Consider the following 12,609-nt stretch of genomic DNA (forward strand, 5'->3'; position numbering starts at 1 on the left):
GCCGTTTCGTCGTCTAATACTAGCACTCATATGCAGCAATTTGCGTTGAGTGCTTCGTTTTTACAGCGTGCTGGGTTAACAGTATTTTTTGCCGTTATTTTAAGTAGCTTTTTGGCTTGGCCCAGTTATTCCTCCCTGATATACCACATTATCCAAACATTACTTTTTATTGTAGTAATGCTTATTTTTGTTGTTGAATGGCGCAGATTGTCTCATTGGCGTTGTTTATTTTCTTTGGGAAATAAGAGGGCTGGTACTCTATTATACGGTACTGGTGTACAAGCGAGTAATATCAACCTAAGCAAAAAAGCGTTCATTTGCCCACTAGTGTGCATTATTTTTTTACAGGTGAGTAAATCTGGAGAGCAGCGGTTATTACTGGTGTGGAGTGATATGTTAGACGACACAGCGTATCGTGATCTGTGCCGTCTATTATTGAGCCATCAATGAGCTTATTTAAGCGTAAATCGTCCGATAATGATTAACGATTAGGTTGTAAGATAGTAGGTTTAGGATTGTCGACTTGTTCAGGATAATCAATATTATAGTGAAGTCCTCGACTCTCTTTTCGCTCCATCGCGCATCGAATAATCAACTCTGCAACCTGGACTAAGTTACGCAACTCTAACAAATTGTTGCTGACACGGAAATTTGAATAATACTCTTCAATTTCTTGTTGCAGCATTAAACATCTTCTGAGCGCTCGCTCCAATCGTTTATCAGTTCTCACAATACCGACGTAATCCCACATAAATAACCGCAGTTCATGCCAGTTGTGGGCAATGACCACTTCTTCATCTGAGTTACTGACTTGACTTTCATCCCACACAGGCAATGGACAAGGCATTGGAATTTTATGTAACAGTCCCTCTATATCCTGTGATGCTGCCCGCGCAAAGACTAAACACTCAAGTAACGAATTACTCGCCAATCGGTTAGCGCCGTGTAAGCCAGTGTAAGCCACTTCGCCAATAGCGTATAAGCCATTAATGTCAGTTTGACCATGAAGATCCGTCATCACACCACCGCAGGTATAATGTGCTGCAGGCACTGCAGGGATCGGATCTTGAGTAATATCAATACCTAATTCTAGGCAACGTTGATAAATGGTGGGGAAATGCTTAATGATAAAATCAGCAGGTTTATGGCTGATGTCTAGATAAACACAGTCTGCGCCTAAGCGTTTCATTTCATAATCGATTGCGCGGGCGACAATATCACGAGGGGCAAGCTCTCCGCGTTCATCGAAGTCAGGCATAAAGCGGCTACCGTCTGGGCGGCGTAAATATGCCCCTTCACCACGTAATGCTTCGGTTAATAAGAAATTTCGCGCGTTAGGGTGAAATAAACACGTTGGGTGAAATTGATTAAATTCCATGTTTGCGATGCGGCAACCCGCACGCCAAGCCATAGCAATACCATCGCCACTGGCAATATCAGGGTTGGAAGTGTATTGATAAACTTTAGAACTGCCGCCGGTTGCTAAGGCCACAAATTTTGCCTTAACGGTTTCAACATGCTCCTCATCTCGATTCCACACATAAGCGCCAAGTACACGGTTACCCGGTCGATGTAATTTACGAGTGGTGATTAAGTCGATCGCATTGTAACGTTCTAATACTTGTATGTTTGGGTGAGCCATGGCTCGTTCTTGTAATGTGGTTTGTACTGCTTTACCGGTTGCATCAGCTGAGTGTAGAATTCGTCTATGGCTATGCCCGCCCTCACGGGTAAGGTGATAAGGTGCCGCGCTATTATCGACTCCTGCTAAAGTTTCTTCTTTATCAAATGCCACCCCACAATTTATTAACCATTGCATTGCGCTTTTGGCGTTTTCTGCGGTGTATGTCACAACCGATTTATCGCATAATCCGGCACCAGCGATTAACGTATCGTTGACATGTGACTCAATTGTGTCGCCTTCATCAAAAACGGAGGCTATTCCACCTTGAGCATATAGCGTGGACCCTTCTGATAACGGGCCTTTAGAAAGAAGAATTACTTTTGATTTTTCAGCAAGATGTAGCGCTAAAGTTAGTCCAGCAGCTCCGCTGCCGATGATCAAAATGTCACATTGGTGTTCAACTGCTTGTTTCATCAGGTATCATGGTGTGGCTTAGTGGTTTTATTATAGTAAATCAAATAACCTAAGTAGGGTACTTTTACAGCGGGTTTTATTGTGATTTTGCTTAGATATTTTATTGATAAGTGAAATAAATTAACTTTTTTTAATTCAAAATCGAACTTTCTTCATATTGGTAGGTCTACTTATATGAACAGGATTCGAGCGACTGAGAAATCAGTATTACAGATTAGGAGTAGTCGGCTCGGATGAGTGGACAATATAGTGATCAACAATTAGTTGAACGAGTACAGCAAGGCGATAAAAACGCATTTAACCTGTTAGTGCTAAAGTATCAAAATAAAGTGATGAGTTTGATTTCCAGGTATGTTCGCAATCAAGCGGACGTGGCGGACGTGACACAAGAAGCCTTTATTAAAGCTTACAGAGCTTTAGCAAACTTTCGTGGTGAAAGTGCATTTTATACTTGGTTGTACCGTATTGCGGTAAACACCGCAAAAAACCATCTTACATCGCAAGGGCGCAGAGCACCTGCAAACGATGTTGATATAGAAGATGCAGAATATTATGAAGGCAGTGATGCACTTAAAGAGTTTGCATCACCAGAGCAATTATTAATGAAAGATCAAATGAGTAAAGTGATCTTTAACACGCTCGACACTCTGCCTGAAGAATTAAAAATGGCCATATCGCTCAGAGAGCTAGACGGCATGAGTTATGAAGATATTGCCAATATAATGGATTGCCCAGTAGGCACAGTTAGATCGCGTATCTTTCGTGCTCGAGAAGCAATCGACAAACAGCTCCAGCCTTTGCTGGAAAAGTAACAGCCTTAACCTTAGATAGGTGAATAATGCTTAAATCAAGTCAAGAATGGGTATCTGCAGCAGTTGATGGTGAAGTCGATGATAAAACATTGGCACAGCTTTCTGCTGATGTTGATTCACATGATGAATGGCAACGCTATCATATGATAGGCGATGCAATGCGCGGCGAACTGCCTGCGACCATTGACTTAGACCTTTTTGCCAGCATCACTGCAGCGATTGAGCTTGAGCCAACAATTATCGCGCCTCAAGCCAAATCAACTGAAGTTGACCAACAGCGAACTACTGCTTCCAATGTAGTGCCATTTTTCAAGCAGTTTGGCCAATATGCTATTGCTGCAACTGTCGCTATGGTGGCGATTGTTGGTGTGCAAAATTATAACCAAAGCAATGATGCAGAATCGCCATTACCAGTGTTAATGACACGTCCTTTAGTGGGTAGTGTATCTCCGGTAAGTTATCAGACTGGTGCAGCACAAAATCAGCAAAGCTATTCCAACGAGCAAGTGATTGAACAGCGTCGCCGGATTAATGCTTATATTCAAGATCACATGTTGCAACAACGCTTAAATCCAGGTGTTGCTGTTGATAACAATAGCGTGCAAGATGCTACGGTAAATCCATAATAAATTGGAATAAACCTTATCTTACGTCTTACTTTGTTAGGAGTTAGCTTGCGCCTTATCCTGCTAGCACTATTAGCGTTAACCTTTCCAACACACGCTGAAGAAGATTTATCTGCTAAAGCTTGGCTTAATAACATGAGCCAAGCGATGCACGATAAACAATATAAAACCTCAATTATTCAGCTACAAGCTGACCATATTCGTCCGCTCGTCTATATTCATGGCATTGTCGACAACAAAGAAGTTGCTTTACTTGAGTACCTCAATGGCTCACCTAAAAATGCTGTACGAGTTGATAATCGAGTTACGTTTATAGAACATGACCAGCCGGCTTACAGTGTTTTGGCTCCTCGCATACAGGGTATTTGGCCTGCGGCGTTGGCGGGAGATTTAAATCAACTCGAAAAAGGCTATCAATTTGTTATTGGCGGTCGCGCTCGTATAGCTGGACGTCCAGGGCAGATGATCCGTTTATTGGCTAATGACGATAACCGTTATGATGCGCAAGTGTGGATCGATATGGATACCTACCTGCCATTACGTTTTGACACCCTCAATAAAGACAAACAATTGCTTGAACAAACCATGGTTATTGAACTTATTGAGTTAACTGAACCAGCAAATATTTTAATTGAAGCCGCCAAGCAAGAGTGGCCAGCAGTGATGAATCAAGCTGAACGCACTGATGGCAAAAATTGGCAATTTACTTGGTTACCTGAAGGTTTTGACGTGGTTGTTCGCGATCATCATCGTTTAATTGGTATTCATGAACCTGTTGAATATATTGCATTAACTGATGGTTTAGCTAATATTTCAGTGTATGTTGCCCGTGCAGGAGAAAACCCTATGCCTAATGAATTACTTATTCGTAATGGCTTATCAATGGTAGTGGTAAAAGTAGGTACTCTTGAGGTCGTGGCTATTGGTAAGGTGCCTTCAGAAACCTTAGATAAAATTGCTAATAGTTTAGTATTAAAGTAACCCTTATGCTTTATTGAACCATAAGCCGTGACAAGAGCTTCTTGTATCACGGCTTATGTGTTTTCAGGGCCAGCAGAGCGTTATCAATGATATAGCTTAGTGGTAAACTTGCTTAGTCATTGCGCCGCATTGTGCTAAAATTACTCCATTATTTATCGGTTGAGTGTGTAAAATGACGAGTAAAATATCCGAATCAACGGCACCGACTATGATGGAAGAAATTGCCCGAGTGGTTGATTATCAACAAGGTTGGGCAACAGTTGAAGTTGAGTTGAAAAGTGCCTGTAATCATTGCGCTAGCAGTGAGAATTGTGGCACATCAACCATTGCAAAAGCTTTTTCTGTTCAAACGCAACGTTTTTCATTGCCAAGTGATAAACCTTGCCATAAGGGTGATTTACTTAAAATAGGCTTACCTGAAAGCGTTATCATTAAAGCGGCTGCATTAGTGTATTTATTGCCGTTACTAGGATTGTTTCTATCTGCATTAGTGGGGCAAATGTTAGCCGCTGGCCTAGGATTGAGTACTAATGGTTTTGCTATGGTTTTTGGTGCATTAGGAGCATTGGTTGCTTGGTTTATTGGTAAACACTTCGCCGCGCAACTTGAAGCACAAGCTACACCCGTTATCATTGCCTATTTGGGGCAAGAAGTGGGCATTATTAGTGCGAGCCACTAGTTATTATTAAGGATAACTTATTAGCCTGTGGTGCATCTTGTACTGACTGATTGAGTCCGTAAACTCATTAGCCAATGCTTGAAAACAGCATCTTATGGCCAACAATTACACCAAAATAGATACTATTGTTTAATCTGATTGGTATTAACCCCCTAATCAGGTACAATTTGCCACCTCGATTTTCATCATATTTAGTAGTAGTCATTGCAGCATAATGAAACACATTAGAAACTTCTCGATTATTGCCCATATCGACCATGGTAAATCAACTTTATCCGATCGCCTGATCCAGGTATGTGGCGGCTTAACTGACCGTGAAATGGCTGCACAGGTTTTAGATTCAATGGATCTAGAACGTGAGCGTGGCATTACGATTAAAGCCCAAAGTGTCACCTTAGATTACCATGCAAAAGATGGTAACACTTATTTACTCAACTTCATTGATACCCCAGGACACGTAGACTTTTCTTATGAAGTTTCACGTTCTTTGGCAGCATGTGAAGGTGCATTATTAGTGGTTGATGCAGGTCAAGGCGTAGAAGCTCAGACATTAGCAAACTGTTATACTGCACTAGAAATGAATTTGGACGTTGTCCCAGTACTCAACAAAATTGACTTGCCTCAGGCTGAGCCCGATCGTGTCGCTGCAGAGATTGAAGACATCGTTGGTATTGATGCCATGGATGCGGTGCGCTGTTCTGCAAAGACAGGTATCGGTGTTGATTTAGTCCTTGAAGAAATTATTGCAAAAATTCCTCCTCCAGTGGGTGATGAATCTGCGCCTTTACAAGCCTTGATTATTGACTCATGGTTTGACGCTTACCTTGGTGTGGTGTCGTTAGTTCGTATTAAGAATGGCATTCTTAAAAAAGGCGAAAAATTCAAAGTGATGTCCACCGGACAAAACTATAACGCTGATCGTGTTGGTATTTTTACTCCAAAAGAAAAAGACAAAGCAGAGCTTCGAGCCGGTGAAGTGGGTTATGTTATTTCTGGTATTAAAGAAATTCATGGTGCACCAGTTGGCGATACGTTAACTCATGCAAAGCATGGCGCAGACAAACCATTACCCGGTTTTAAGCGAGTTAAGCCCCAGGTTTATGCTGGTGTATTCCCGATTTCGACTGATGAGTATGAAAGCTTCCGCGATGCATTGAACAAGCTTAGCTTAAATGATGCGTCCCTGTTTTTTGAACCTGAAACATCTTCAGCGTTAGGCTTTGGTTTCCGCATTGGTTACCTCGGTTTACTGCACATGGAGATTGTTCAGGAGCGCTTAGAGCGTGAATATAATCTCGATTTGATCACTACAGCACCGACAGTGGTTTACGAAGTTATCATGAATAACGGTGATACTATTTATGTTGATAATCCATCAGGATTACCTGCGCTGAATAACATCCAGGAAATTCGTGAACCGATTGTTGAAGCCAATATTTTAGTGCCTAAAGAATACCTAGGTAACGTGATTACCTTGTGTATTGACAAGCGTGGTTCGCAAACCAACATGGTGTATCACGGTAATCAAGTGGCCGTGACCTATCATTTGCCTATGGCTGAAGTGGTAATGGACTTCTTTGACCGTCTTAAGTCTACGAGCCGGGGTTATGCTTCATTAGAGTATAACTTTATTCGCTTCGATCCAGCGGACATGGTACGCCTAGACATATTAATCAATGGCGACAGAGTTGATGCACTTGCGATGATTATTCACCGCAGTAATATTCGTCATCGCGGCTTGGCTTTGGTTGAGAAGATGAAGGAATTAATCCCTCGCCAGATGTTCGATATTGCGATTCAGGCTGCTGTTGGCAGTCAGATTATTGCTCGTTCAAGCATTAAAGCATTACGTAAAGATGTGACCGCTAAGTGTTATGGTGGTGACGTTTCACGTAAGAAGAAACTGCTTAACAAGCAGAAAGAAGGTAAAAAACGCATGAAGCAAGTGGGGAACGTTGAGGTGCCACAAGAGGCATTTTTAGCGGTACTGAAGCTAAACGATTAATAATAATTAATCGAGTTTATGTGCAGAATAACGCCGCATATTGCGGCGTTATCGTTATTTTTACTATATATTTTGTAACACTCAACTGGGTGAATGTTTATTCGTTAATCACCATACTGGATTGAGTTATTCTGAGCTTTGCTCAAGCCATATGGATCCAACACACCCAGCAGGAGATAAATCAGTAATGGCAGCCTATTTTTCGCTTATTTTAGTGCTCGTAACCTTGGTCAGCGGTCTTATTTGGTTAATTGATGTGGTTTTCTTTGCGCCTAAACGCCGTGAAAACTTATTAGCAGCACAAGCTAACTCAACCCAGTTAAGCGCAGACGCTATCGATAAAATCATTCGTGAGCCTGTGCTAGTTGAAACGGCGCATTCTATTTTTCCTGTCATCGCCTTTGTCATGATTCTGCGCTCATTTATTTATGAGCCATTTCAAATTCCTTCTGGCTCTATGATGCCGACACTCTTGGTCGGTGACTTTATTTTGGTTGAAAAGTTTAGTTACGGATTACGTGATCCGGTATGGCGCAGTAAGTTGGTTGAAACTGGTGAGCCTGAACGTGGTGATGTATTTGTATTCAAATATCCTGAAAATCCAAAGATTGACTACATAAAGCGTGTAGTTGGCCTGCCAGGAGACAAAATTTTCTATCGAAATAAGCAGCTTATGATCCAAGAGGCATGTGATAGCCAAGTTGACTGTCCTGCGGCAAAAACGATTGAACATGTCGAAATTAATCGTGGAGAGTTTAGCCATAATGGCGTGCCATTAATTCGTTCGACTGAACAACTTGGCGATGTTAAACACGATATATTAATTGATCCGTCACGACCTGATTTTAGACAGCACTTTTATCCTCAAGCAGGCCTTCCTGCCGGTGAGTTTGTTGTGCCTAAGGGAATGTATTTTGCCATGGGCGATAATCGTGATAACAGTACCGACAGCCGTTTTTGGGGCTTTGTACCGGAAGAGAATCTTGTAGGTAAAGCCGTAGCAATTTGGATTAGTTTTGAATTTGATCGTCAGCCGAGTGATATGTTACCTGCATGGGTACCAACCGGTGTACGTTTTGATAGAGTAGGTGGAATACATTGATGGAACCCATTAAAAATTTGCCGCGTTTGTGCCGTACTTTAGGTTATGAATTTAATAATATTGAATTACTTATCCAGGCATTAACTCATCGTAGCGCAGCAAATAAACATAATGAGCGTTTAGAGTTTTTAGGTGATTCGATTTTATCGATAGTCATTTCAGATGCCTTATATCATCAGTTTCCAAAGGCAACTGAAGGCGATTTAAGTCGTATGCGTGCGACCTTAGTTAAAGGCGATACGCTGACTATAATCGCCAAAGAATTCAAATTAGGGGATTATTTATATCTCGGCCCTGGAGAACTTAAAAGCGGTGGATTTAGACGCGAATCGATTTTAGCCGATGCAGTAGAAGCTATTATTGGTGCTGTCTACCTCGATGCCGACATTGAAGTGTGCCGTAAGCTATTATTATCATGGTATCGAGAGCGTTTAGCTGAGATAAAGCCGGGCATTAATCAAAAAGATCCCAAGACTATTTTACAAGAATATTTGCAAGGTTTTAAAAAGCCATTGCCCGATTACCAAGTTGTCGCGGTAGAAGGCGAAGCGCATGATCAAACCTTTACTGTAGAATGTAGCATTAGTGAATTAGATAAAGTTGTCACCGGTGTGGCAAGTTCAAGAAGAAAAGCTGAACAGCTTGCCGCTGCTCAGGTATTGGAGTTACTGAATAAATGACCAAGAAAACAGACTTGCCAGCAGGTGATAATCAAGAACCTAGCTTAGATGAACTGCTAGCAAGGATGAACCAAGCAGCACCTGTCGCCACTGCCAAATACGATGTAACTTATTGTGGCATGGTGGCTATTGTTGGTCGCCCAAATGTGGGTAAATCAACGCTTTTGAACAAGTTACTTGGTCAAAAGGTGAGTATTACCTCAAAGAAACCGCAAACGACTCGTCACCGTATCATGGGTATCCATACCGATGGCCCAAGCCAAATTATATTTATTGATACCCCTGGTCTGCACATTGAAGAAAAACGTGCGATTAACCGCTTAATGAATCGTGCAGCTGCCAGTTCTTTAGCTGATGTTGCTATGGTTATTTTTGTGGTTGATGGCATGACATGGACTGCTGATGATGAGATGGTATTACAAAAGCTACAACATCGTAATGATGCTCGTAAAATCATCTTGGCTATCAATAAAGTCGATAATATTAAAGATAAAGAAGCATTATTTCCTTACCTCAATCAATTAGCACAAAAATTTGATTTTGATGAGATTTTGCCAATATCAGCCAGTAAAGGTACTAACGTACAACGCATTTTGGATATGGCGCGCGAGTCGTTACCTGAAGCACCATTTTACTTCCCTGAAGATTATGTGACAGATCGCTCACAACGTTTTATGGCATCTGAAATTGTTCGCGAAAAGCTGATGCGCTTTTTAGGCGACGAGCTTCCATATGATGCGACTGTAGAAATTGAACAGTTTAAAATGATGGAGAATGGTGTTTACCAAATTAATGCGTTAATTTTAGTCGAACGTGAAGGCCAAAAACGCATGGTTATTGGTAATAAAGGCGAACGTATTCGGACGATTGCGACTCAAGCCAGATTAGATATGGAAACCCTATTTGAGAATAAAGTTTTCCTTGAAGTATGGGTAAAAGTCAAATCAGGTTGGGCTGATGATGAACGTGCATTGAGAAGTTTAGGCTATGGCGATAACTAAATCGACTTTAGCGTTATTGATTGTTAGTTTATAGACATGGCCACTATGAAACGTGGCTATGTGCTTCATCATCGACAATTTCGCGAATCGAGCGTGATTGTTAATTTGCTAATTGAGGGCGAAGGGCGCGTTGATGCCATCACTCGAGTTGGCTCGGGTAAACGGTCGATTAAAAGCATATTACAACCTTTTCAACCACTCATAATCCAGTTTAGCACCAAATCTGAGTCCAAAAATTTAGGGTTAAAAAACATTACCCAAATTGAGTCTGCAGCGCCCGCGATGCCCTTAAGCGGTAATAGTCTTTATTCAGGTTTCTATTTAAATGAATTATTAGTTCGTTTATTGTCCGTGGAGCACCAAGCTGAAGGGATATTTTTAGATTACCACCGCGCATTACTCGCATTAGCTAAACAGTTTTGCTCAAGTCACCTGCGTTATTTCGAAATGGCACTGTTATTAGAGTTAGGTGCGCTGCCTTCTCTTGCCTATGATACACAAGGTGATTTACTCGATAATAATTGTCACTATCGATTTATTGCCCAGAGTGGCTTTATACCTATTTTAACAAGCCAAGAGAGTCATTTTACTCATGGCAAAGGCAGTTTATCGGGGGCCATGTTGCTAGCATTGGCATCGCAAGAGTTACAACCTGAACAGTTTAATCAAGCCAAAGGATTAATGCGTTATTTACTTACGCCATTATTGGGTAATAAACCGTTATTAAGCAGACAGTTATTCACTAAAAAAACGGATTAGTATAATGTTTTTTTAGATTTAATACGTGAACCAAGCACGGTCTAAACCGCATATAAAGCTTGGTAAGCATAAGTCATTATTGTGTTATTTATTACGTTAAGGAGCTCGATGTGAGCGGAATACTATTAGGCATTAACATCGATCATATCGCGACATTGCGCCAAGCTCGCGGTACTCATTACCCCGATCCTGTTCACGCAGCGGCAGTAGCAGAACATGCTGGCGCCGATGGGATCACCATACATTTACGTGAAGATCGTCGCCATATTCAAGACCGCGATGTGTATTTATTGGCAAAAACATTGAAGACCAGAATGAACTTCGAGTTTGCCGTCACTGAAGAAATGATTGCCATCGCTTGTGATATAAAACCAGCCTATGCCTGTTTAGTCCCAGAGAAACGCGAAGAGCTCACAACTGAAGGTGGCCTTGATGTTGCTGGTCAGTTAGAGAAGATCCGCTCAGCCGTCACTCGTTTGGCTGCAGAAGGTATTAAAGTGTCATTGTTTATTGATGCCGACAAAACGCAAATTGATGCAGCAGTTTTATCTGGCGCACCTTACATTGAGATCCATACCGGTTGTTATGCTGATGCGATCACTGATGCTGAGCAGGCAGATGAGTTAGCGCGTATTACTGAAATGGCACAATATGCTCACAGTAAAGGTTTAGTGGTTAATGCGGGGCACGGTTTGCATTATCACAATGTTAAGGCCATCGCGGCTATTCCTGAGCTTTATGAGCTTAATATAGGTCATGCTGTGATTGCCAGAGCCGCTATTGATGGTTTAGATACTGCCGTTAGAGATATGAAGCAACTCATGCTTGCAGGCCGCAGAGGCGAGTAATGGCAATTGTTGGTATCGGCACAGATATTGTAGAGATTGCCCGCATCGGTGAGCAACGACAGCGCCTTGGTGATAGATTAGCCAAAAGAGTGCTTACAGAGTCTGAGCTTGCGACTTACTTGCAATCAAAGCAGCCTGAGCGATTTCTAGCGAAACGTTTTGCAGCCAAAGAAGCCGCTGCCAAAGCGTTAGGTACCGGAATAGGCAGAGGAGTGTCGTTTCAACATATTCATATCGATAATGATGCTAACGGTGCGCCTTCAATCCGCTTTACTGATGGAGCATTAGCAAGACTAGAACAGTTAAGCGGTCGCTGTGGGTTTATCAGTATTGCCGATGAACAACATTATGCAGTAGCCACTGTGGTATTAGAAAGTTGATGTCAATACATTAAATGATTTATCAAAGGCGCATTAGCGCCTTTTTTTGTGGTCTTTTAAAATCGGCCTAATTGGAGTAAATTAACAAGATAACAACAATTAAAGAGACTTAAAATGAAATCTGCAGTAGAACAACTTTCAACTTACAAAAGTGTGCATTTAAATCCGCAAAATATTAAAACCCACTTTATTGGCGTTCCGATGATTATTTGGTCAGCATTTTTAATGCTGGGGACCATTCGTTTTGACTGGCAAGATTATCAAATCAGTGTAGCGATGATATTAACAGTGTTGGTGTTGGGCTATTACATGGCGCTTCACATGCGACTGGCGCTTGGTTTAGTGTTATTTATTCTGCCTGTGCTATACACCAGTGAGCAGGTTGTTCATACTTCACACCCGTTTATTATTGCCATCAGTATTTTTGTTATCGGCTGGGTGATGCAGTTTATTGGTCATCATTATGAAAAGGCTAAGCCTGCTTTTATGGATGATCTTAATCAACTTCTGATAGGGCCATTTTTTTTAATGGCAGAGTTATATTTTATGATGGGTTTAGAAAAAGACTTAGCGGCACAAATCACTCCCATTGCACGTGAAAAGCGCCGAGCATTAGAAGCTAAACTTTCCAACTAATG

The 12,609-nt window shown here is 41.6% G+C and carries 14 protein-coding genes; 13 read left to right on the plus strand and 1 reads right to left on the minus strand.

Annotation, left to right across the window (positions count from 1 at the left end):
* Window positions 1-30: 30 nt before the first annotated feature.
* Complete coding sequence (locus GW828_RS05125) at window positions 31-450, plus strand: protein YgfX (RefSeq protein ID WP_182741367.1); 420 nt, start codon at window positions 31-33, stop codon at window positions 448-450.
* A 31-nt stretch (window positions 451-481) separates the two neighbouring features.
* Here GW828_RS05125 and nadB read toward each other — a convergent pair whose 3' ends face one another.
* A complete protein-coding gene (gene nadB / locus GW828_RS05130) occupies window positions 482-2,098 on the minus strand; it encodes an L-aspartate oxidase (protein ID WP_182698329.1) in 1,617 nt (538 codons plus the stop codon).
* Between the two features lie 233 nt (window positions 2,099-2,331).
* Here nadB and rpoE point away from each other — a divergent pair, with 233 nt between their 5' ends.
* The 12 genes from rpoE (at window position 2,332) to GW828_RS05190 (ending at window position 12,607) form a co-directional block, all read left to right on the plus strand.
* Window positions 2,332-2,910: an RNA polymerase sigma factor RpoE gene (rpoE, locus tag GW828_RS05135; protein ID WP_124017104.1), complete on the plus strand. Its 579-nt coding sequence runs from the start codon at window positions 2,332-2,334 to the stop codon at window positions 2,908-2,910.
* A 26-nt stretch (window positions 2,911-2,936) separates the two neighbouring features.
* On the plus strand, window positions 2,937-3,536 hold the full coding sequence (locus tag GW828_RS05140) for a sigma-E factor negative regulatory protein (protein ID WP_124017105.1): 600 nt from the start codon (window positions 2,937-2,939) through the stop codon (window positions 3,534-3,536).
* Between the two features lie 48 nt (window positions 3,537-3,584).
* Entirely contained in the window at window positions 3,585-4,517 is a 933-nt protein-coding gene (locus GW828_RS05145) for a MucB/RseB C-terminal domain-containing protein (protein ID WP_124017106.1), read from the plus strand.
* Between the two features lie 208 nt (window positions 4,518-4,725).
* Window positions 4,726-5,196, plus strand: a complete 471-nt coding sequence (locus GW828_RS05150; RefSeq protein WP_165870133.1) for a SoxR reducing system RseC family protein — start codon at window positions 4,726-4,728, stop codon at window positions 5,194-5,196.
* Between the two features lie 214 nt (window positions 5,197-5,410).
* Complete coding sequence (gene lepA, locus GW828_RS05155; protein ID WP_273057689.1) at window positions 5,411-7,201, plus strand: translation elongation factor 4; 1,791 nt, start codon at window positions 5,411-5,413, stop codon at window positions 7,199-7,201.
* Window positions 7,202-7,388: 187 nt separating this feature from the next.
* Window positions 7,389-8,303, plus strand: coding sequence for a signal peptidase I (lepB, locus tag GW828_RS05160; protein ID WP_182698330.1), 915 nt, complete (start codon window positions 7,389-7,391; stop codon window positions 8,301-8,303).
* A complete protein-coding gene (gene rnc, locus GW828_RS05165; RefSeq protein WP_124017110.1) occupies window positions 8,303-8,983 on the plus strand; it encodes a ribonuclease III in 681 nt (226 codons plus the stop codon). The genes lepB and rnc overlap by 1 nt, the downstream gene beginning before the upstream one ends.
* Window positions 8,980-9,984, plus strand: a complete 1,005-nt coding sequence (gene era / locus GW828_RS05170) for a GTPase Era (RefSeq protein ID WP_124017111.1) — start codon at window positions 8,980-8,982, stop codon at window positions 9,982-9,984. The genes rnc and era overlap by 4 nt, the downstream gene beginning before the upstream one ends.
* A 45-nt stretch (window positions 9,985-10,029) precedes the next feature.
* Window positions 10,030-10,743 carry a DNA repair protein RecO gene (gene recO, locus GW828_RS05175; RefSeq protein ID WP_165870134.1) on the plus strand — a complete coding sequence of 238 codons (714 nt, stop codon included), beginning with the start codon at window positions 10,030-10,032 and terminating at the stop codon, window positions 10,741-10,743.
* 110 nt (window positions 10,744-10,853) lie between these two features.
* Window positions 10,854-11,591, plus strand: a complete 738-nt coding sequence (pdxJ, locus tag GW828_RS05180; RefSeq protein ID WP_124017113.1) for a pyridoxine 5'-phosphate synthase — start codon at window positions 10,854-10,856, stop codon at window positions 11,589-11,591.
* Window positions 11,591-11,971, plus strand: coding sequence for a holo-ACP synthase (gene acpS / locus GW828_RS05185; protein WP_273057690.1), 381 nt, complete (start codon window positions 11,591-11,593; stop codon window positions 11,969-11,971). The genes pdxJ and acpS overlap by 1 nt, the downstream gene beginning before the upstream one ends.
* A gap of 114 nt (window positions 11,972-12,085) precedes the next feature.
* Window positions 12,086-12,607 carry an Mpo1 family 2-hydroxy fatty acid dioxygenase gene (locus GW828_RS05190; protein WP_182722527.1) on the plus strand — a complete coding sequence of 174 codons (522 nt, stop codon included), beginning with the start codon at window positions 12,086-12,088 and terminating at the stop codon, window positions 12,605-12,607.
* The last annotated feature ends 2 nt before the right edge of the window (window positions 12,608-12,609 follow it).

Source organism: Shewanella vesiculosa (genome assembly GCF_009994065.1).
GTDB classification, from domain to species: Bacteria; Pseudomonadota; Gammaproteobacteria; order Enterobacterales; family Shewanellaceae; genus Shewanella; species Shewanella vesiculosa.